General features: G+C 33.4%; 18 protein-coding genes. 12 read left to right on the top strand and 6 right to left on the bottom strand.

Annotated features, from left to right (window positions below; genetic code table 11):
• Positions 1–3 precede the first annotated feature (3 nt).
• Entirely contained in the window at positions 4–630 is a 627-nt protein-coding gene (locus C8N41_RS04115) for a carbonic anhydrase (protein ID WP_115838313.1), read from the top strand.
• A gap of 20 nt (positions 631–650) precedes the next feature.
• Here the strand turns inward: C8N41_RS04115 and C8N41_RS04120 are convergent, their stop codons facing one another.
• On the bottom strand, positions 651–1,172 hold the full coding sequence (locus C8N41_RS04120; protein WP_115838314.1) for a CvpA family protein: 522 nt from the start codon (positions 1,170–1,172) through the stop codon (positions 651–653).
• A gap of 185 nt (positions 1,173–1,357) precedes the next feature.
• On the opposite strand from C8N41_RS04120, the gene C8N41_RS04125 reads away from it, so the two are divergent.
• The 9 genes from C8N41_RS04125 (at position 1,358) to C8N41_RS04165 (ending at position 10,711) form a co-directional block, all read left to right on the top strand.
• Complete coding sequence (locus tag C8N41_RS04125; RefSeq protein WP_092445506.1) at positions 1,358–1,714, top strand: hypothetical protein; 357 nt, start codon at positions 1,358–1,360, stop codon at positions 1,712–1,714.
• A gap of 68 nt (positions 1,715–1,782) precedes the next feature.
• A complete protein-coding gene (locus tag C8N41_RS04130; protein ID WP_092445505.1) occupies positions 1,783–2,217 on the top strand; it encodes a lipocalin-like domain-containing protein in 435 nt (144 codons plus the stop codon).
• A 92-nt stretch (positions 2,218–2,309) separates the two neighbouring features.
• A complete protein-coding gene (gene pheS, locus C8N41_RS04135; RefSeq protein ID WP_092445503.1) occupies positions 2,310–3,329 on the top strand; it encodes a phenylalanine--tRNA ligase subunit alpha in 1,020 nt (339 codons plus the stop codon).
• Positions 3,330–3,471: 142 nt separating this feature from the next.
• Positions 3,472–3,972 (top strand): GbsR/MarR family transcriptional regulator, encoded by a 501-nt coding sequence (locus C8N41_RS04140; RefSeq protein WP_092445501.1) that lies wholly within the window; start codon positions 3,472–3,474, stop codon positions 3,970–3,972.
• Positions 3,973–3,976: 4 nt separating this feature from the next.
• Positions 3,977–5,113: an efflux RND transporter periplasmic adaptor subunit gene (locus C8N41_RS04145; RefSeq protein WP_115838315.1), complete on the top strand. Its 1,137-nt coding sequence runs from the start codon at positions 3,977–3,979 to the stop codon at positions 5,111–5,113.
• A gap of 22 nt (positions 5,114–5,135) precedes the next feature.
• Entirely contained in the window at positions 5,136–8,273 is a 3,138-nt protein-coding gene (locus tag C8N41_RS04150) for an efflux RND transporter permease subunit (protein ID WP_115838316.1), read from the top strand.
• A gap of 5 nt (positions 8,274–8,278) precedes the next feature.
• Complete coding sequence (locus tag C8N41_RS04155) at positions 8,279–9,697, top strand: efflux transporter outer membrane subunit (protein WP_115838317.1); 1,419 nt, start codon at positions 8,279–8,281, stop codon at positions 9,695–9,697.
• 6 nt (positions 9,698–9,703) lie between these two features.
• Entirely contained in the window at positions 9,704–10,297 is a 594-nt protein-coding gene (locus C8N41_RS04160; protein WP_115838318.1) for a TetR/AcrR family transcriptional regulator, read from the top strand.
• Between the two features lie 18 nt (positions 10,298–10,315).
• Positions 10,316–10,711 carry a hypothetical protein gene (locus tag C8N41_RS04165; protein WP_092445492.1) on the top strand — a complete coding sequence of 132 codons (396 nt, stop codon included), beginning with the start codon at positions 10,316–10,318 and terminating at the stop codon, positions 10,709–10,711.
• Between the two features lie 21 nt (positions 10,712–10,732).
• Here C8N41_RS04165 and C8N41_RS04170 read toward each other — a convergent pair whose 3' ends face one another.
• On the bottom strand, positions 10,733–11,734 hold the full coding sequence (locus C8N41_RS04170; RefSeq protein WP_115838319.1) for an NAD(P)H-dependent glycerol-3-phosphate dehydrogenase: 1,002 nt from the start codon (positions 11,732–11,734) through the stop codon (positions 10,733–10,735).
• A gap of 202 nt (positions 11,735–11,936) precedes the next feature.
• Here C8N41_RS04170 and C8N41_RS04175 point away from each other — a divergent pair, with 202 nt between their 5' ends.
• Complete coding sequence (locus C8N41_RS04175) at positions 11,937–12,884, top strand: nicotinic acid mononucleotide adenyltransferase (protein ID WP_115838320.1); 948 nt, start codon at positions 11,937–11,939, stop codon at positions 12,882–12,884.
• A gap of 220 nt (positions 12,885–13,104) precedes the next feature.
• Here C8N41_RS04175 and C8N41_RS04180 read toward each other — a convergent pair whose 3' ends face one another.
• From C8N41_RS04180 to mfd, 3 genes are read right to left on the bottom strand one after another with little or no spacing between them, the layout of a single operon-like run.
• Positions 13,105–14,406, bottom strand: coding sequence for a TlpA family protein disulfide reductase (locus C8N41_RS04180; RefSeq protein WP_115838321.1), 1,302 nt, complete (start codon positions 14,404–14,406; stop codon positions 13,105–13,107).
• A gap of 24 nt (positions 14,407–14,430) precedes the next feature.
• Positions 14,431–15,294, bottom strand: a complete 864-nt coding sequence (locus tag C8N41_RS04185) for a DMT family transporter (RefSeq protein ID WP_115838322.1) — start codon at positions 15,292–15,294, stop codon at positions 14,431–14,433.
• Positions 15,291–18,578, bottom strand: coding sequence for a transcription-repair coupling factor (gene mfd, locus C8N41_RS04190; protein WP_394364692.1), 3,288 nt, complete (start codon positions 18,576–18,578; stop codon positions 15,291–15,293). The genes C8N41_RS04185 and mfd overlap by 4 nt, the downstream gene beginning before the upstream one ends.
• A 161-nt stretch (positions 18,579–18,739) precedes the next feature.
• Here mfd and C8N41_RS04195 point away from each other — a divergent pair, with 161 nt between their 5' ends.
• On the top strand, positions 18,740–19,171 hold the full coding sequence (locus C8N41_RS04195) for a tellurite resistance TerB family protein (RefSeq protein WP_092445480.1): 432 nt from the start codon (positions 18,740–18,742) through the stop codon (positions 19,169–19,171).
• A 91-nt stretch (positions 19,172–19,262) separates the two neighbouring features.
• On the opposite strand, the gene fbp is transcribed toward C8N41_RS04195, so the two are convergent.
• On the bottom strand, positions 19,263–20,270 hold the full coding sequence (gene fbp, locus C8N41_RS04200; protein ID WP_092445478.1) for a class 1 fructose-bisphosphatase: 1,008 nt from the start codon (positions 20,268–20,270) through the stop codon (positions 19,263–19,265).
• Positions 20,271–20,334 lie beyond the last annotated feature (64 nt).

Consider the following 20,334-nt stretch of genomic DNA (forward strand, 5'->3'; position numbering starts at 1 on the left):
ACTATGGATTTAGAGAATGTATTTAAAAATAACAGTGATTGGATAAAAGCCAAATTGGCCGTTGATCCTAAATATTTTGAGACATTAGGAGAAGGACAAAGTCCTGAATTATTATACATAGGATGTTCGGACAGTAGAGTTACGGCAGAAGATCTCATGGGTCTAGGTCCTGGCGAAGTCTTTGTACATAGAAATATTGCAAATATGGTGGTGGGTACCGATGCCAATGCGATGTCTGTGGTTAATTATGCGGTAACGCAATTAAAAGTGAGCCATGTGGTGGTTTGCGGACATTATGCCTGTGGTGGTGTTAAAGCAGCCATGCAATCAGCGGATTTAGGTGTATTAAACGGTTGGTTAAGAAATATTAGAGATGTATATAGAATGCATCGTAAAGAACTAAACGCTATAGTAAATGAAGATAAAAAGTACGATCGTTTAGTAGAACTTAATGTACAAGAACAATGTGTTAATTTAATTAAAACAGCTGCCGTGCAAAAAGCCTATAGAGATAGAGGTTTAAAAGTTCACGGATGGGTGTTTGATGTGCATACAGGAAAACTCATTGATTTAAAAATAGACTTTGAAAAGTATCTCAAGGATATTATGGAGATTTATCATCTCGATTAAAAGCAAAGTTATACAACAACCTAATTTTCTTGGGCATCATTATCCGTAGTTTCCTCTGCATCACTCTTTATAATAGACGGAAAAATTAGTGGTGCTAAAGCCTTTATCGGTTGGTAAAGTATACTGTGGTCTAAATCTTCCTTTTCCATAAAAGGCAATGTATTATTCATTTTATGAAAAACACCTAGTAAGACACTGAGAATCAGTCCGATTTTAAGTGCGCCAAAAACACCACCTGCCAATTTATTTATTATACCTAAGGCCGCAAAATCAGCGAGTTTTGTCAGTGCTTTTCCTGCTAAGCTAATGGCTAAAACAATGGCGACAAAAGTTATTGCAAAAGCGACAATATTTATAGTTTTTTCAGTCCAATCAACTTTTGGCTCCAAAAAACCTGCCGCAAAGCCACTAAAATGAATAGCTCCCCAAACACCCAAAACTAAGGCCAATAAAGAGGCTACTTCTACAAAAAGGCCTTTAAATAAGCCACGTATAAAACCAAATAATAAAAGGGCAGCTAAAATAATATCAATAATACTCATACAACAAGTGGTTTAAACAAAAGTACATGAATTTTGCCATTTTAATATAATAACGTAAATGAAGATGCTTTAGTTTCTTAACTTTGAAAACTTAAAGAATTTGAACTCGAAATAGGAATTCGAAATTTTGAAATAAAAAAAAAATTTAATAATTAATAAGATTCCCTTTTTGATGGGAAGTGAGCATGGCAAGAGACGAACAATTAAAGGAACGATGGGATTTGTTAGTAGAAAAACTATCAAATCAATTTGCTGATGGAGATATTTTAGATCTTGATGCTATTATATACCTCATTGGCGTACAAGAATTAGGACAACTACATCGCGAGTATAAAAAAGACCATAAACTAGATTTAATGCATATTGCTATTTGTAAAGTTTTGGAACCTTATGGTTTTTATGAATTCGATTATGTAGATAACGATGGTTGGCCACATTATAAAGTGTTGGCACAATTACCACATCTTAAAGCTGGTGAGCAAAGTGTACTGATGAAAGAGGCGATTGTCAATTATTTTGTTGAATCAGATTACATTACCTAAATTAATTACTTTGATTTGTGTTAAAAAATGTTAATTTCAACAATTAACATTAAAAAATATATTTAAGTATGAAAAAAGTAATTTTACTTTTAAGTGTTTTTGCACTTGTATTTGCTTCGTGTAGTAGTGATAACGATGATGACACTTCAATAGATCCGATAGTTGGAACATGGAAATATCATAAATATTTCGAAAATGAAGTTGAACAAACTGTCACTGATTGTGAAAAAGAAGAAACTTTTATTTTTAATTCAGATGGAACATTTGAGTATATATATTATGAAGAAGATATGGATGGTAATTGCTTATTAGAAGAATCGATTTCATCAACATGGTCAAATGATGGAGATGGATTTTATACGCAATATATAGAAGGTGATGTTGCTACTCAAGAAATAATTTTTGAAAACAATACGTTTTATTTTGAAGATTTTTATGATAATGGAACACCTAATGATACTTCAGATGATACAACGTATAAAGACGTTTTTATCAGGCAATAAGCTCTTTTTATAAAATAGATAAAAAACGCCTTCAATTTGAAGGCGTTTTTTGTTGATAAAATCATTAAATTTGCCACCTACTTTTAGAAATCATGATAGACAAGATAAAAGAACTTATAGCAGAAGCAGAAGCTTTTAAAGCACAATCTAAAGAAGAAGTTGAAGCTTTTAGAATTAAATATTTAGGCTCAAAAGGCCATTTAAAGGCGTTTTATGGCGAATTAAAAAATGTGGCGAATGATCAAAAAAGAGAATTCGGACAAATCATAAATGAGCTTAAAACTACAGCAGAAGCCAAAGTAAATAGCTTAAAGGAGGCGCTTGAAACACAAGAAGAAGAGAAAGGGATTTATGGAGATTTGTCTCGACCAGGCGAACCTATTTCCATTGGTGCGCGTCATCCTATTTCTATAGTGAAGAATGAAATTATTGATATCTTTTCGCGTATTGGTTTTAACGTGAGTGAAGGACCAGAAATTGAAGACGATTGGCATAATTTTACAGCATTAAATTTACCAGAATATCATCCGGCAAGAGATATGCAGGATACGTTTTTTATTCAAACAGATCCAGATATTTTATTACGTACACATACCAGTTCTGTGCAAGTACGTTATATGGAAAACAATCAACCACCAATTCGTACTATTTCACCTGGTAGAGTTTATAGAAATGAAGCGATTTCGGCACGTTCACATTGTTTTTTCCACCAAGTAGAAGGTTTATATATTGATAAAGATGTAAGTTTTGCAGACTTAAAACAAACCCTTCAATATTTTACCACAGAAATGTTCGGGAAATCAAAAATTAGATTACGTCCTTCTTACTTCCCTTTTACAGAGCCAAGTGCTGAAGTTGATGTGTATTGGGGCTTAGAAACCGAAACCGATTATAAAATTACCAAAGGAACAGGTTGGTTAGAAATTATGGGTTGTGGTATGGTAGATCCTAACGTTTTAGAAAACTGTGGTATTGATTCTAAAGAATACTCTGGTTTTGCCTTCGGAATGGGAATAGACAGAATAGCAATGTTACTGAACCAAATTAGTGATATTCGTTTACTTAGTGAAAACGATGTACGCTTTTTAGAACAGTTTAAATCTGCTCTATAGTACGTGTAAACGTTGAAATAATATAATAAAAGCCAACTGTTAACAGTTGGCTTTTTTATTTAACAACAATTTAACTTCGTTTAGTTCGGTTTGTTCCGAACTAATTTCTACTTTTGCCAAGTAATTATTAAAATAAGTAATAATGACGAAAGAGATATGCAGTAAAAAAATGGCGCTTGTAGAAAAGCTAGGTGTCCATTTAGAAAGTAAAAATAATATAGCACCTGTTGCAGCACGCATCATGGCTTACGTAATTTTAACAGGCAGACGAGGTACAACTTTCGATGAGATGGTTGAAGTGTTATGCGCAAGTAAAAGCACAATTTCTACGCATTTAAACCATTTACAAGATTTAAAAAAAATAGAATACTTCACTAAAACAGGTGACCGTAAAAAGTATTTTGTAGTTAATAAAGATTCAGTATTAAACCACATTGATACTATGATTGAAGAATGGGAATCGGTTAAGGCGCTTCATCTTGAAATGAAAGCTTACAAAGAAGCTATCAATGAGAATGTTACCGATGAAGATGAGAAATTTGATCTAACATTCCATATTAATTACCTCAAATTTATTGCAAATGCTTCGGCATCAATGAAAGAACTTAAAGAAAACCTAATTAAAAATAAATTCAACCTTTAAAATAATGAAAACAAATAAAATCGTATCAATATTAACCATCGTTAGTGTATTTCTAATTGTGGTGAGCTGTGGTGATAAAGAGAATACACAGTCTGGAGCAGCTGCAGCTCCACCTGCACCTTTTCCGGTGACACAGTTACAACCTAAAACGGTAACCGGTTATACCGATTATCCAGCCACTATTGAAGGTAAAGTAAATAGTGATGTTAGAGCAAAAACTTCTGGATATATAGAAAAAGTATATGTAGATGAAGGAGAAAAAGTACGTAAAGGCCAAGTGCTATTTAGATTAGAAACACAATCTTTAAGTCAAGATGCTGGTGCGGCAAAAGCACAAGTTAATGTAGCACAAGTTGAGGTAAATAAACTGATTCCTTTGGTTGAAAAAAACATTATTAGTCCTGTACAATTAGAAACAGCAAAAGCAAATTTAGCGCAAGCAAAAGCAAATTATAGTAGTGTTACAGCTAATATTGGGTATGCAACTATTAAAAGCCCAATCGATGGTTTTGTAGGAGCTATTAATTTTAGAGAAGGAGCTTTAATTAGTCCAAGTGATGCAACACCATTAACTACGGTGAGCCAAATAGATGAAGTTTACGCTTTTTTTAGTTTTAATGAAGCACAATATATAGATCATTTACAACGCTCTGAAGGAAAAACAAAAGCGGAACGTATTAAAAATGCACCAGACTTAACGTTAATATTGGCTAATGGTAAACCGTATTCTGAAAAAGGACGTATTCAAACCAGTACTGGTCAGATTAACCAAAATACAGGTACCATTCAAATTAGAGCAGCATTTGATAATCCAAATGAAATTTTAACCAATGGTAACAGTGGTAAAATAAGATTTCCAATAGAATACAAAGACGCTATTGTTGTACCACAATCTGCCACGTTTGAACAACAAGGTAATGTGATGATTTTTAAACTTGGAGCAGAAAATAAAGTTGAAACTTCAATTTTAAAAGTTAAAGGCACCGTAGATAACTTATATGTTGTAGAGTCTGGTATAGATTCAAAAGATAAAATTATTGTGTCTGGTATTGGTAAACTAAGAAATGGTATGGCAATATCTCCTCAAGAAATACCTTTTGAAGAAGCCATTAAGCAAGTGCCAACGTTATTTAAAAACTAATTAACCTACAAATTTAATAGTCATGTTAAAAACATTTATTGAAAGACCTGTGCTTTCAACAGTAATCTCTATTATCATAGTTTTGCTAGGAGTGATTAGTATTACTAGCTTACCCATAGAGGAATATCCAGATATTGCACCACCTACAATTAAGGTAACAGCCAATTATACAGGTGCAAACGCCGAAACCGTTTTAGAAAGTGTTATTGTTCCTATTGAAGAACAAATAAATGGAGTGGAAGGGATGACGTACATAACGTCTACTGCTTCTAACACCGGAACCGCAGAAATTACGGTCTATTTTGATCAAGAAATGGATGCTGATATTGCAGCCGTAAACGTTCAGAACCGTGTGGCTAGAGCTGCTCCATTATTACCTGCGGAAGTTACTCAAACAGGTGTTGTAACACAAAAGCAAGAGACTAGTGCGTTAATGTTTATTGCCATGTATTCTGAAAGTGAAAATTATGACGCTACGTTTATTCAGAATTACTTAAAAATTAATGTCATTCCTGCTATGCAACGTATCAGTGGTGTGGGTGATGTAAGTGTGTTTTCTCAACAAGATTACGCCATGCGTATTTGGTTAAATCCACAAAAATTAGCCGCTTATAACTTAATACCGTCAGATGTTTCTGCTGCATTAGCCGAACAAAATTTAGAAGCAGCCGCAGGGTCTTTAGGTGAAAATAATGGGGAATCATTTTCATATACCTTAACCTATAGCGGTCGTTTTAAAGATGAAGCGCAATACAGCGATATCGTTATCAAAGCTTTAGGAAATGGCGAATTTTTGCGTCTTAAAGATATAGCAACTATTGAGTTAGATGCACAATCTTATGCTTCTAACGCTATGAGTTTAGGAAATCCAGCAGTGTTTATGGGGATTTTTCAAACCAAAGGTTCAAATGCGCAAGAAATTATTGAAAACATTAAAACTACTCTAGAGGATGTAAAAGCCGATCTTCCTGAAGGTCTCGATATATTTGTGCCATACGATACAAGTTTATTTTTAAATGCTTCTATCGAGAAAGTGGTTAGTACACTATTAGAAGCCTTTTTACTGGTATTCTTAGTCGTATTCATCTTCTTGCAAGATTTTCGTTCTACTTTAATTCCGGCGATTGCAGTACCTGTATCTATTATTGGTACCTTCTTTTTCTTGAATGTTTTTGGATACTCTATCAACCTTTTAACATTATTTGCATTAGTACTCGCTATCGGAATTGTAGTAGATGATGCCATTGTGGTTGTTGAGGCCGTACATGCTAAAATGGACGAAGGGGAGCACAACCCGAAAAAAGCAACATTAACAGCAATGAATGAAATTTCTGGAGCTATTATCTCCATTACTTTAGTTATGGCAGCCGTATTTATACCAGTAACGTTTGTTACAGGTCCAACCGGAGTTTTTTACGAGCAGTTTGGTGTGACCTTAATTATTGCCATTCTTATTTCTGCCGTTAATGCCTTAACTTTAAGTCCTGCGTTATGTGCTTTATTATTAAAAGAGCATAAAGACGATGAAGAATTAAAAGGGAAAAGTCCGTTAAAACGTTTTTATACCTTATTCAATCGTGGATTTAATGCTACTGTAGAGCGTTATGGAAGATCACTTCAGTTTTTATACAAAAGAAAATTTGTTTCGGTATTATTATTAATTATTGCCGGAGTTGGTATTTATTGGGCATCGACAACTACTCCAACAGGTTTTGTACCTAATGAAGATAGAGGAATTATTTTTGCAAATATTGAATTACCTCCAGGAGCGTCTTTAGATAGAACCAATGAAGTTGCTAAAACGTTATACAGTAAAATTGAAGGGATAGATGGTATTGTTGGTGTTAACTTTATAAAAGGAAGAAGTTTAATTTCTGGTTCTGGTAGTAACTATGGTTTTGGTATTATTAAATTAGAAGATTGGGCAGACCGTGAAGACCCTTCACTTTCCGCACAAGCTATTACAGGAAAATTATTTGGAATTGCAGCTACTATTCCCGAAGCTAATATCATATTCTTTTCACCACCAAGTATTCGTGGTTTTGGTAATGCTTCAGGTTTCGAAATTAATTTGTTAGACAAGTATGGTGGAGAATTCACAGATTTGGACAAAGTGAATAAAGATTTTTCTATGGCTTTAATGAGTCATCCAGAAATTAAGTACGCAACATCTTCTTTTAGTACTAATTATCCACAATACGAAATGGAAGTTAATGTACCTTTAGCTAAAGAAAAGGGAGTTTCGGTAACTAGTATTTTTTCGACATTACAAGGCTATATCGGTGGAATTTATGCCTCAGATTTTTCGAGATTCGGAAAACAATTTAGAGTTTATATTCAAGCATTACCAGAAGACAGAGCAGATGAAAGTGCATTAAATAGCATGTATGTAAGAACAGATAGTGGAGAAATGACTCCTATTACTCAGTTTGTTACCTTAAAACGTGTATATGGTCCGCAATCGGTAACACGTTTTAACTTACTAAACTCTACAAGTATAACAGGAGCTACAAACGATGGATTTAGTACAGGTGATGCGATTAGAGTTATTGAAGAAGAAGTGGCAAAATTACCAAGTAATTATACAGTGGCTTATTCTGGTTTAACACGTGAAGAGGTCAATGCAGGTAACCAAACCACCTTTATCTTTATATTAAGTATTCTATTTGTGTATTTCTTATTAAGTGCACAATACGAAAGTTACTTATTGCCATTTGCCGTGGTATTATCCTTGCCGTTTGGTGTATTTGGTGCCTATATAAGTACGAAATTCTTCGGTTTAGAAAACAACATTTATTTCCAAATAGCCCTTATTATGCTTATCGGTTTATTGGCTAAAAATGCGATTCTTATTGTAGAATTTGCACTGCAGCGACGTAAAAATGGAGAAAGTATTGTAGAGGCTGCTATCCATGGTGCGGAAGCACGTTTACGTCCTATTCTTATGACTTCTTTTGCCTTTATTTTAGGACTTATGCCTCTTGTGTTGGCGAATGGAGTAGGTGCAGAAGGAAACAACTCAATTGGTACAGGGGCTGCAGGTGGTATGCTTATTGGAACTATTTTAGGAGTCTTTGTTATTCCTATTCTGTTTATTTTATTTCAGTGGTTACAAGAAAAAGTTTCAAGTAAACCAGCAGTACAAACAATTGAAAACTAAGAATAATGAAATCAATTATAAAACATAGAAATTTTAGCAAAGGAGCGTTATTACTAGTTGTTGGCGTTACATTACAAAGCTGTTTTGTAGCACAAGATTACGTAAGACCAGATATACAATCTGAAACTGAAGCGCTATATAGAACAGATAATCTACCAACGGACAGCGTGTCTATGGCAGATGTGTCTTGGAAAACGTTATTTACAGATCAATACCTTCAAAATTATATTGAAGAGGGCCTGCAAAACAATATGGATGTTCGTATCGCACTGCAGCAAATGCTAGCTGCAGAAGCCTATGCCAAACAAGGTAAAGCAGGTTATTTGCCTTCTGCGAGTATTGGCGCTAATGCAACGCACCAAGAACTATCAGAAAATAGTCAATTTGGATCGTTGTTTAGTGGAGGTATAGATACTTATGATATTACTGCAAACCTATCTTGGGAAGCCGATATTTGGGGGAAAATAAGAAGTAATAAACGTGCCACACAAGCAGGCTATTTGCAAAGTGTTGCAGGCCATCAGTTAATTAAAACACAGCTGGTATCTAGCATTGCAAGCACATATTATAACTTATTAGCTTTAGATGCACAGTTAGAAATAACGAAACAGACTATAGCCACGAGAGAAAGTGGTGTAAAAACCATAAAGGCTCTAAAAGAGGCAGGACAAGTAACTCAAGTTGCTGTAGACCAAAATATTGCACAATACAACAGTGCTAGAGCACTACAAGTAGATATTGAAACTGCAATTTTTAAAACGGAAAACACTTTAAGTATTTTATTAGGTAAACCGGCACAGCATTTTGAAAGAAGTCGCTTAGATTCTCAAAATATTGAGCAAGACATTGTACTCGGAGTACCAGCTACTTTATTAAGTAACAGACCAGATGTTATGGCAGCGGAGTATGGTTTAATTCAGTCCTTTGAACTTACAAATGTGGCTAATAGTAATTTTTACCCGTCTTTAACGTTAACGGCTTCAGGTGGATTTCAAAGTTTAGAGTTAGATAAATTATTAAATGCTAATTCGTTGTTTGCCACTGTAGTTGGCGGTTTAACACAACCAATTTTTAATCAGAGAAAATTAAAAACGGCAAAAGAAGTCGCAATTGCACAACAAGAACAAGCTTTACTGCAGTTTAAAAAGACTTTATTAGTGGCAGGAAATGAAGTGTCTAATGCCTTGTATTCTTACGAAGCCGAAACTAAAAAGTTCGAATTTAGAAAAAATGAAGTGGAAGCACTACGTACTGCTGAAGCCAACTCTGAAGAATTACTTAAAAACGGTTACGCCAATTATTTAGATTTATTAACAGCAAGAGAAAGCGCATTAAGTGCAGAACTTAATATTATAGATAGCAAATTGCAGCAATTTGTTGCTATTGTTGATTTGTATGAAGCTCTTGGTGGAGGTTGGAAATAACATATAATGATTACTAAAGACGACTTGTTACAATGTGCCATAGCCAAATTTACTCAATTTGGTAGCAAGCATGTTACCTTAGATGATTTGGCAAAAGAGCTTGGCATCTCTAAGAAAACCATTTATACGTTTTTTAAAAACAAAGAAGATTTAGTTACAAGTGGAGTAGAAAGTTTACTAAATGAGTATAAAGGCGATATCAATAGATTGATTAATAGCAATAGTACAGATCCAATTTTAAGCGTTATACTTATTTACAAAAGAGGGTTTGAGTATTTAAAATACTTCAAGCCTTCTTTTCTTTTTGGTATTGAGAAATACTACCCTAAAGCCAATAAGTTATATCAGGATTTTATAGAAGAATTAAGTAAGGATATTATATCAGACTTACTGATTAAGGCTAAAAAAGCCGGTGCCATTAGACAGGACGTTAATGTAGCTTTGGTGGTAAAACTCTATTTTTATAGAGTAGATTATCTATTATTTAAAGAGGGTAATTTATTTAAATCTTATACAGAAGAAGAACTTTTTAAGCATCTTGTGATTTATAATTTAAAAGGAATTATAAGTAGTGCGTATTCTAATTCTTATTTTGAGTAGAATATTTACTTTTGCAGTATGAAAAAAGACATAGACATTCCTGAAGTAAAAAATGTGCACGTTGCTGTTGTGCAAGAAAAACACTTAGAATATAAAACCATAGACTGGAACGCTTACATCATAAACAATAGTGATACCGATTTAGAAACCGTTCTTATTGTTTCTCAGGGGAAATCTGAAACAAAAATAACTCCACCGATGCGTCATACTATTGCTAAATTACCAGCACGTAGTTACGCCAAGATTGAGTTTCTGCAAGAGAAGGTTTTAGAACTAAACAATACCTTTAAGGTCACCTTTTTTGAAGGCAATAAAATGTTTGATAAAACCTATGTTTTTAGAAAAAATACTATAAATGAAAAGGCATTGCAAACCTTGCCTTTAATGCAATTGCGTGGTGTTTTAGTTAAGTAAGAAACATAGCTAAAATTCCAACTAATCTAACTTGTCCGTTAATTTCTTAAATACCTTTTTAGCATCTTTTCCTTCGTATAAAATGTCGTAAACGGCATTTATAATAGGCAATTGTGTCTTCTTTTTATTTTTTTGATTGAGTAGATGTGCACTTTTGGTAGCGTAGTAGCCTTCGGCAATCATATTCATTTCCATTTGCGCAGATTTAACGGTGTAGCCTTTACCAATCATGTTTCCGAACATTCGGTTTCGAGAAAAGATAGAGTAACCCGTCACTAATAAGTCGCCTAAATATGCTGAGTTATTAATATTGCGTTTCATTTTGTGCATTTTTTTGATAAAGCGTTTCATCTCTCTAATAGAGTTACTCATTAATACGCTCTGAAAATTATCACCATAGCCTAAGCCATGTGCAATTCCGGCTGCAATAGCATAAATATTTTTTAGCATTACCGCATATTCAATACCTATAATATCATCACTGGTTTTAGTTTTAATATAGTCGCTCGATAAATTGTTAGCTATAGCTTGTGCTTTTTTAACATCGTCGCAAGCAATTGTTAGATAAGATAGGCGCTCTAAAGCCACTTCTTCAGCGTGGCAAGGACCAGCAATAACAGCAATGTTTTCAAATGGAATATTATATTCGTCATGAAACTGTTCGCCAACCAGTTTGCCTGTTTCAGGCATTATACCTTTTACAGCAGAAACAATCGTTTTTTTACTTATATCTACCGTTAGTTTCTCTAATTCGGCATGAATAAAAGCAGAAGGAATCACGAAGATAAGAACATCGGCCCAATCTGCGATCTCATTCATATCATTACTGAGTTTAAGTTGCTCAGTACGAAATTCAACAGAACTTAGATAACTAGGGTTGTGTTGTTCTTTTAGAATGTGCTCTTTAGCATAAACGCTTCGCATATACCAACCAATTTCATCCAAATTTTCGCTAAGCATTTTTACAATAGCAGTAGCCCAACTTCCGGCACCAAAAACCGCATATTTTATAGTGTCACTCATAGTGATTGTGTCAATTTTCTATATCAAAAATACACAAATTATATGAAGTTTATAGGTTGATTGAAAAACTCATTTATTAAGAAGTTTTTCATTTTTTTACCTCCATTTTAAGGGCTTTATACACAGGGAAGTTAATACTACATATAATTTTGGCACGTGTTTTGAAATCTTTAGAAAACAACAACCCAAAAACGCAGAGATTATGAAAACGACAAAATTACTTTTAGGATTTGCATTTATAGCAACACTGTTTACATCGTGTTATGTAGAAGATCTTCACTATGTGGAAGAACCTTCGGTTTCATTAAATCAATTATTAAATTCTTATGACTTGTGGTATGTGGATATTAATGCCACTCAAGGTTATGGAGAAACTCCATTTTTACAAATTGCTTTTACGGTTTCATTTAAAAATGGGTTGATGTATGCTAACAACAATTTGGTTGGTATTGGGAGTCAAGGAAACGGATATGGTGTAGAAATAGGTACTTACGATGCTTATGATATGATATTGGATGTTAACCATATTATTGACGGTTATGATAGTTTTGATGTCTATCAAATAGATAATAATACCATTGAACTCTATAATCCATATAACGATACGTCTTATTTTTTAGATGGATATCAACGTTCTAACTTTGATTACGATTATGTGTTTTATGACAATATTCATTACTTCTTACAAGAGTACGATGCGTGGGAGAAATCATATACCAGTAATTATGGAGCTTTAAATGATTTTGATAACGAGAATTATTTACAATTTTTATCTGGTGGTAATGATGCTACGTTTAGAAGTTCTCAAGATGCAAATATGTATAATACAAATAACATTTATTGGGATTTTACAGGAGATTATGCAGTGAGTAATGTTTCAGGAAATAGCTACTTAAAAACATTAACATTAGATTATGATTTCTTCAACAATGAATACTTCGAACTTAGCGTTATTAATGATAGTACAATAGAATTGTTTCACGCTAATTCTGGTACAGTTTATGAGTTTAAAGGTCTTGGATATATTCAGTACTATAGAAGTGAAAGCTTAGATGGTGGTAAATCTAATTCAGAAGAACAAAGGACTAAAAAGCGTAAGCAAAAAACGAAGAAGGTAGATAATGTTAGAACTAGTACGCGAGAAGTTTAAATCGAAATCTAAGTTTTGATACATAAAACAATACATATGAAACTAAATTTGGTTGGTTATTTAGTTTCAAAACGCTCAGTTGAAACACTTGTTTTTACTGGGCGTTTTTTCATTTTATTGAAGTAGTGAGTAAAGCATGTGTATTATAATCCTAATGGGTTCTGTTTAGCATAACCGCTATATTATATATATATCATAATTTTATAAATACGTTAGAAGCTTACAACGCTTTTAATAAAACTTCTAAATCCTTTAATTCGTTAGGTTTGGCTATAATACGCTTTGAAGCATCGAGTATAAAATATGTTGGTGTTGCAGAAATACCGTAAGCATTCACGACTGGGTTATCCCATTTACCCAAGCCAATTTGGTGAATAAAATTAGGATAATTATCTTTTTCTTTTGTCCAGTCTCTTTCATTATCTTCTAATCCAAAGGCAACGACTTTTAACTGAGGTTTGTTAGCTACTAAGGTTTTTACTTTTGGAAGTTCGTTTAAACAATGACTACAACCACTACTCCAAAAAACGAGTAAATAGTGTTCTGCTTCTTTTAACTGATGCAAGCTGGTTTTTTTATCATCTAAAGTGATATCAAAATTGGGTGCTGTAGTGCCAATAGAGGTGTTTTTAAAAGAAGTTATTGTGTCTTCTAAAACTTTATTGTTAGTAGATTTTGCTAATTCTAATAAATAATGATCAGTAATATAGTTAGCTATTGTAGTATTATTTAAAGCCGCAAAGCGTTGCCAAAGTATTTCTAAGAGACTAGTTTTAATACTTAAATCGTCAGTTTTAATAGCTGCTGCAACATCATCTATATGTGCTTTATAAGTTGCTTCGCTAGGATTAGCTACCATATTAAAAACATAAGCAGTAACACGATCTATTAAGTAAGATGAACTCTGTAGAAGGTAATTGTTAAAATCTACCTGACTCAAATAATGTTGCTTAAGGTGCTTGGAATAGGTGCTAATATCCTCATACTCTTTTGGAATGTATGGTCTATTTGCTTTAATAAAATGAAACACTAATTTATCTTTAGCCAATTCTTCGTAAGCCGTTTGCGTGTCTTTTAAGGTTTTGAAAATAGCCGTAAACCCTTTTTTATCATTATTCTCCTTTGAGTAAAAATTACTAATAGTTTGGTTTACCATTTCTATACTTTTTAAGTACGACGACCACAGTTTATTTTCTTCAGATTTGGTAAATTCAACTCCTTTATCATTACTAAATTTAAAAGCGACGGTTTCTTTACCATCATAGATAAAATCGAAATTATTTTCTTCAGGCGGAATGGCATATACAATTTTATAAATTCCAGGAGTTAACGAGGAATCTAGTTGTATTTCAAAATTACCAATACTATCTAATTGGCCTCTATCGACATAGTTTGCACTTTCTGGTGTGGCATGATATAAAAAAGCATAACTAAAATCTTCAGCAGGTGAAAAAGTACCTTTTACACTCTGAGCTTGTGTTAGTAAGGGTAAAACTAAAAATAGGATTAATAATTTTTTCATGTTATAATGTGTTTTTATAGCGTATCAACTCTTATTAGATCTAACGCTTTCAATAATTACTGTTGCCAATATTAAACTCCCACCAATAAAGGTATTAGGGGAAGGTAATTCATTTAAGAAAAAGAATGCAATAATAATTCCAAATATAGGTTGTGTGCTACCAATTATACTCGCCGTACTTGCCTTAAAATATTGCAAACTATTTACAAACATGGTATGTCCGAAGGTTGTGGTTACTATAGCTAATAATAGAACGTAAGGATATTGCGTTTTAATATTAGAAGTATCCATAAAAAATAAAATAGGAGCCAATACCACAGTTAATATCAATACTTGGTAAAACATAAGCATAATGCCACTATAGTTAGTAATATGATCTTTTAGCATTAAAATACGAAGTGCATAGCATAGTGCAGATAAGATACCAAATAACACGCCTTGTAATTGATTGCTCTCTAAATTAAAATCTGGAGCTAAAATATAAATGCCTAGCAACACCATTATGCCGAGAACAATATGTATAGGATCTAATTTAACTTTTGAAAATAAGGGTTCTAGTAAGGCGATAATTACAGGAAACGTAAACAATGAAATCATCCCAATAGCCACATTAGATAATTTTAAGGCATAGAAATAGAAAATCCAATGGCCACCCATTAATAAACCAGCGATAAAAAAAGTGAGTCGATCTTTTTTAGTTTTAATTTTTAAATTAATGCCTTTATAAATACAGAATAAAAATAACAAGATTGTTGCTATAATAGAGCGCCACCAAATTATTACAGGTGTAGGCATATCTATAAATTTTCCTAAAGGACCAGAAGTGCTGAGACAAATAGTTGCAATAATGAGCAGTAACAGATGATTTAAGTGACTTTTTTCATTCATTTAATATCGGATAACGCTGCCAGTGCTTGTTTGGTAGATGTTATATTTTCGAAGGTAAGAAGCAAACGTAAACCTTTTCTAGTTTGTTTCTCTTTCATTTTACATTTATGAGCATTTAACTGTACAAACTGTAACACTTTTGTAAATGCATCACTTTGATAAAAACCACTTTGCTGGTCTTGTACAAAATAACCAATCATTTTACCTTGTTTCATAATGAGTTTTTCTATTCCCATTTTTGTGGCAATCCATTTTAAGCGTACACTATCTAATAAGTCTGAAACTTGAATAGGTAATTCGCCAAATCTGTCGATAATTTCGGTTTCAAATTTAGCGAGTTCTTCTTCTGTTTTAATGTCGTTGAGTTTGGTATAAAGGTTTAAACGCTCGGTAATATTATTGATATAATCGTCTGGAAATAATAATTCAAAATCAGTATCAATAGTAATATCCTTTACATACGCTTTAGGCTTGAGGTCGTCTTTATATAAATCTGAAAATTCAGTTTCCTTTAATTCCTCAATGGCTTCATTTAGTATTTTTTGATACGTATCAAAACCGATATCATTAATAAACCCACTTTGTTCTCCACCTAAAATATCTCCAGCGCCTCTAATTTCTAAATCTTTCATGGCAATGTTAAATCCGCTACCCAATTCAGTAAATTGTTCTAAAGCGGAAATACGCTTTCTGGCATCGGTTGTCATTGCTGAGTATTCTGGAGTAATAAAATAGCAGAATGCTTTTTTGTTACTACGACCAACACGACCACGCATTTGATGTAAATCACTTAAACCAAAATTATTAGTATTATTGATGAAAATAGTATTAGCATTTGGGACATCTAATCCGCTTTCTACAATTGTGGTTGCTACTAAAACATCGAATTCTCCATTCATAAATGCAAGCATAAGATTTTCGAGTTTCTTACCATCGAGTTGCCCATGACCTATACCAATTTTTGCATCTGGTACTAATCGTTGTATCATGCCAGCCACTTCCTTAATATTTTCAATTCTATTATGAATAAAATACACCTGGCCTCCACGCTGAATTTCATAACTTACTGCGTCTCTTATTGTTTCTTCGTTAAAACGTATAACCTGACTTTCTATAGGGTAGCGATTAGGAGGTGCTGTATTAATAACCGATAAATCTCTTGCAGCCATTAAACTAAACTGAAGTGTTCTTGGAATAGGTGTCGCTGTTAATGTTAATACATCGACGTTTTCCTTTAAAGTCCGTAATTTTTCTTTAACTGCGACTCCAAATTTTTGTTCTTCATCAACAATAAGTAGACCAAGATCTTTAAATTTTACATTTTTGCTAGCCAGTTGATGGGTACCAATAATGATATCTACACTTCCCTTTTCTAATCCTTCTAACGTTTCACGTTTTTCTTTAGCAGTTCTAAAACGGTTAACGTAATCTACGGTTACCGGAAAATCCTTTAAACGCTCCTTAAACGTCCGTGAGTGTTGATATGCTAATATTGTGGTCGGGACTAAAACAGCGACCTGTTTTCCGTTATCTACAGCTTTAAATGCAGCTCTAATAGCGACTTCGGTTTTACCAAAACCAACATCACCACAGACTAAGCGATCCATTGGTCGCTCACTCTCCATATCGGCCTTTATATTGGCTGTAGAGGTTATTTGATCTGGCGTATCTTCATAAATAAACGAGGCTTCTAGCTCGTGTTGCATATGGCTGTCTGGCGCGTACTGAAACCCTTTCTTTAGTCGACGTTTAGCATAAAGCTTAATAAGATTGAACGCAATTTCTTTAACACGCGATTTGGTTTTCTGTTTTAACGTTTTCCAGGCTTTACTTCCTAGTTTATAAACGGTTGGTGGTTTGCCATCTTTACCGTTAAACTTAGTGATTTTGTGTAACGAGTGTATGCTGAGGTATAAAATATCGCGTTCACCATATACCAATTTTATAGCTTCTTGTTTTTTGCCTTCAACATCTATTTTTTGAAGACCTCCAAATTTACCAATGCCATGGTCAATATGAGTTACGTAATCTCCAATTTCCAGATTTGTAAGTTCCTTTAAAGTAATGGCTTGCTTTTTGGCGTAACCATTTTTAAGGTGGAATTTATGATAGCGATCAAAAATTTGATGATCTGTATATACCGCAAGTTGATGCTCCGTATCTACAAAGCCTTGATAAAGCGAAAGCACAACCGTTTTATAATGTACGGTTTGCTCGGCATCATCAAAAATATCATGAAAACGTTTGGCCTGCTGTTCACTAACGCAAGCAATATAATTGGTTATACCGTTATCATGATTTTCATTTAAATTTTCAATTAATAGATTAAACTGTTTATTGAAAGTAGGCTGTGGCTTGGTATAAAATGCAATGAGTTGTTGTGCAAAGTAGGCTTCCGAGCCAAACTCTATAAGAGAATAGTCTAAAAACTGTCGTTTTAATAAGTCTGAATTACAGAATAACACTTCGGGTGAGGCATGCTTTACGTCACTCGATAAATTATTAAAAGCATCTTCTGCTTTGTTATAAAAATCATCTATTCTAGAAAATGTCAATGATGCATTTTTAGAGAATATGACGGTTTTATTCGAAATGTATTTTAAAAAACTTTCGCGCTGCTCGGCAATCATTTTATTGGCAACATTTGGAATAATGCTCACTTTTTTAATGCGCTCAGTTGAGAGTTGTGTTTCTACATCAAACGTTCGAATACTATCAACTTCATCCCCAAAAAATTCTATTCTGTACGGCTCATCATGAGAAAACGAAAACACGTCAACAATACCTCCTCGAACAGAAAAATCACCGGGTTCGGTTACAAAATCAACACGTTTAAATTTGTATTCAAATAAGACTTCGTTTACAAAATCGATACTTAAATCGTTACCTACGGCTATTTTTAGGGTGTTCTTTTCAAGTTCCTTTTTAGTGACCACTTTTTCAAAAAGTGCATCGGGATACGTTACAATAATACAGGGTTTTTTGCGCGAATTAATTCGGTTTAAAACCTCGGCACGTAATAAAACATTAGCATTATTAGTCTCTTCAATTTGGTAAGGTCTTCTGTAACTTCCTGGATAAAACAATACATCTTTATCATTAATAAGCTGTTCTAGATCATTAAGATAAAAAGCCGCTTCTTCTTTATCATCGAAAATTAACAAAAAAGGATGATCTGCAGATTTAAACGCTTCAGCAACCGTTATCGAAAAAGAAGAACCGACAAGGCCTTTTAAATGCGCTTTTGTTTGAGAAGAGGCAATAGCGGTTTGCAGATTTTGCATTTGCAAAGTCTGTAAAAATGTTTCGGCAATAGCTACTTTACTCAAGTTTCTTGGTTTGAAGTTGCAAATATAAAATTTTTGAAGTGTACACTAATGATAATTCTTTGAATAGAATTATATTTGTTCAGAATTAATAATAAGATTATAAATAAAATAGATATATGTCATTTTCAGATTTATTCGAAAGCGGATTTAAAAAACGTAATGCAGATCATTTTGCAGCTATAGTAAGAGTTGCAATGAGTGATGGTGTTATTAATGAGACGGAGAAAGCGTTTTTAGACCGTTTAGCAACACGCTTAGACATTACCGAAAGCGATTATGAATCAATTCTTAAAGATTACGCTTCTCATTCAATTAACCCACCCATTTCTTACGACAAACGTTTAGAGCGTTTGTATGATTTGGCACGTATGGTATGGATAGATGATATAGAAGGACCAAATCAACATTGGTTATTAGAAAAGCTTTGCGTTGGTTTAGGATTTAATTCCGCTAACGTAAAATATATTGCTGATAAAGCTTTAGCCTTGGCTTACGACAAAGTGAGCCTAGAAGAATTTATTGCAGGTATTAAGTCTATGAATGAATAGGTGACCAGTCTTTATATGAAATAAAAAGCGACTATCATTATAAAGATAGTCGCTTTTTTTAATGCGAATAATTCAACGTAAAATCTGTTATTTATTGCTCATTACGCATAAATTCTTCAGCTTTTTCTACCATGTTTTTACTACCGCAAATAAAAGGCACACGTTCATGCAATTCTGTGGGCTGTATGTCCATTATTCTTGTAAATCCATCACTGGCTTTACCATTAGCTTGTTCTGCAATAAAAGCCATAGGATTACATTCGTACAGTAAACGTAGTTTTCCTTTTGGGTTCTTTGTACTTTTAGGATACATGTAGATGCCTCCTTTAATCATATTTCTATGAAAATCAGAAACTAAAGATCCAATATAACGACTGGTGTAAGGTCTTTCATCTTCGTCTTGTTGACAATATTTTATATATTTTTTGATGCCCACAGGAAAATCAGAATAATTACCTTCATTTACAGAGTAAATATTACCATCTTCTGGAAATTGCATGTTGGGATGCGATAAATAATAAGATCCAATTGCGGGATTAAGCGTAAAACCATTTACACCATAACCCGTAGTGTACACAAGCATTGTAGATGTGCCATATACCACATAACCAGCAGCAACTTGTGCGCTTCCTTTCTGTAAAAAATCTTCTAGAGTTACTGGTGTGCCCAATGGAGTGACACGTCTATAAATAGAAAAAATGGTACCTACAGAAACGTTAACATCAATGTTAGAAGATCCGTCTAATGGATCAATTAAAACAACATACTTGTTTTGATTGTTTTCATCTTGACTATTAATAGCAATAAAATCGTCTTCCTCTTCACTAGCAATACCACAAACGATGTTTCTTTTTGTTAGGGTTTGTATAAATTTGTCATTTGCATAAACATCTAATTTTTGCTGATCTTCACCTTGAATATTGGTATCACCAGCGTTACCAATAATATCTACTAAACCCGCTTTGTTTACTTCGTGGTTAACGACCTTGGCAGCTAAACGAATAGAATTGAGAAGTCGAGATAATTCTCCTGAAGTGTATTTAAAAGCTGTTTGATTTTCGATGATAAACTCACCTAAAGTTTGATTTGGTTTTGACATGTAGTGAAATATTGATTAATTGCCCACAAATATCGTATATTTTTAATATACTATAACGTTTTCG

Origin of the sequence: Winogradskyella sediminis (assembly GCF_003387355.1) — a bacterium.
GTDB classification, from domain to species: domain Bacteria; phylum Bacteroidota; class Bacteroidia; order Flavobacteriales; family Flavobacteriaceae; genus Winogradskyella; species Winogradskyella sediminis.

Coding starts and splice junctions, on each gene's coding strand:
- C8N41_RS04115 (WP_115838313.1), top strand. CDS start 4: ATGGATTTAGAGAATGTATTTAAAAATAACAGTGATTGGATAAAAGCC.
- C8N41_RS04120 (WP_115838314.1), bottom strand. CDS start 1,172: ATGAGTATTATTGATATTATTTTAGCTGCCCTTTTATTATTTGGTTTT.
- C8N41_RS04125 (WP_092445506.1), top strand. CDS start 1,358: ATGGCAAGAGACGAACAATTAAAGGAACGATGGGATTTGTTAGTAGAA.
- C8N41_RS04130 (WP_092445505.1), top strand. CDS start 1,783: ATGAAAAAAGTAATTTTACTTTTAAGTGTTTTTGCACTTGTATTTGCT.
- pheS (WP_092445503.1), top strand. CDS start 2,310: ATGATAGACAAGATAAAAGAACTTATAGCAGAAGCAGAAGCTTTTAAA.
- C8N41_RS04140 (WP_092445501.1), top strand. CDS start 3,472: ATGACGAAAGAGATATGCAGTAAAAAAATGGCGCTTGTAGAAAAGCTA.
- C8N41_RS04145 (WP_115838315.1), top strand. CDS start 3,977: ATGAAAACAAATAAAATCGTATCAATATTAACCATCGTTAGTGTATTT.
- C8N41_RS04150 (WP_115838316.1), top strand. CDS start 5,136: ATGTTAAAAACATTTATTGAAAGACCTGTGCTTTCAACAGTAATCTCT.
- C8N41_RS04155 (WP_115838317.1), top strand. CDS start 8,279: ATGAAATCAATTATAAAACATAGAAATTTTAGCAAAGGAGCGTTATTA.
- C8N41_RS04160 (WP_115838318.1), top strand. CDS start 9,704: ATGATTACTAAAGACGACTTGTTACAATGTGCCATAGCCAAATTTACT.
- C8N41_RS04165 (WP_092445492.1), top strand. CDS start 10,316: ATGAAAAAAGACATAGACATTCCTGAAGTAAAAAATGTGCACGTTGCT.
- C8N41_RS04170 (WP_115838319.1), bottom strand. CDS start 11,734: ATGAGTGACACTATAAAATATGCGGTTTTTGGTGCCGGAAGTTGGGCT.
- C8N41_RS04175 (WP_115838320.1), top strand. CDS start 11,937: ATGAAAACGACAAAATTACTTTTAGGATTTGCATTTATAGCAACACTG.
- C8N41_RS04180 (WP_115838321.1), bottom strand. CDS start 14,406: ATGAAAAAATTATTAATCCTATTTTTAGTTTTACCCTTACTAACACAA.
- C8N41_RS04185 (WP_115838322.1), bottom strand. CDS start 15,294: ATGAATGAAAAAAGTCACTTAAATCATCTGTTACTGCTCATTATTGCA.
- mfd (WP_394364692.1), bottom strand. CDS start 18,578: ATGCAAAATCTGCAAACCGCTATTGCCTCTTCTCAAACAAAAGCGCAT.
- C8N41_RS04195 (WP_092445480.1), top strand. CDS start 18,740: ATGTCATTTTCAGATTTATTCGAAAGCGGATTTAAAAAACGTAATGCA.
- fbp (WP_092445478.1), bottom strand. CDS start 20,270: ATGTCAAAACCAAATCAAACTTTAGGTGAGTTTATCATCGAAAATCAA.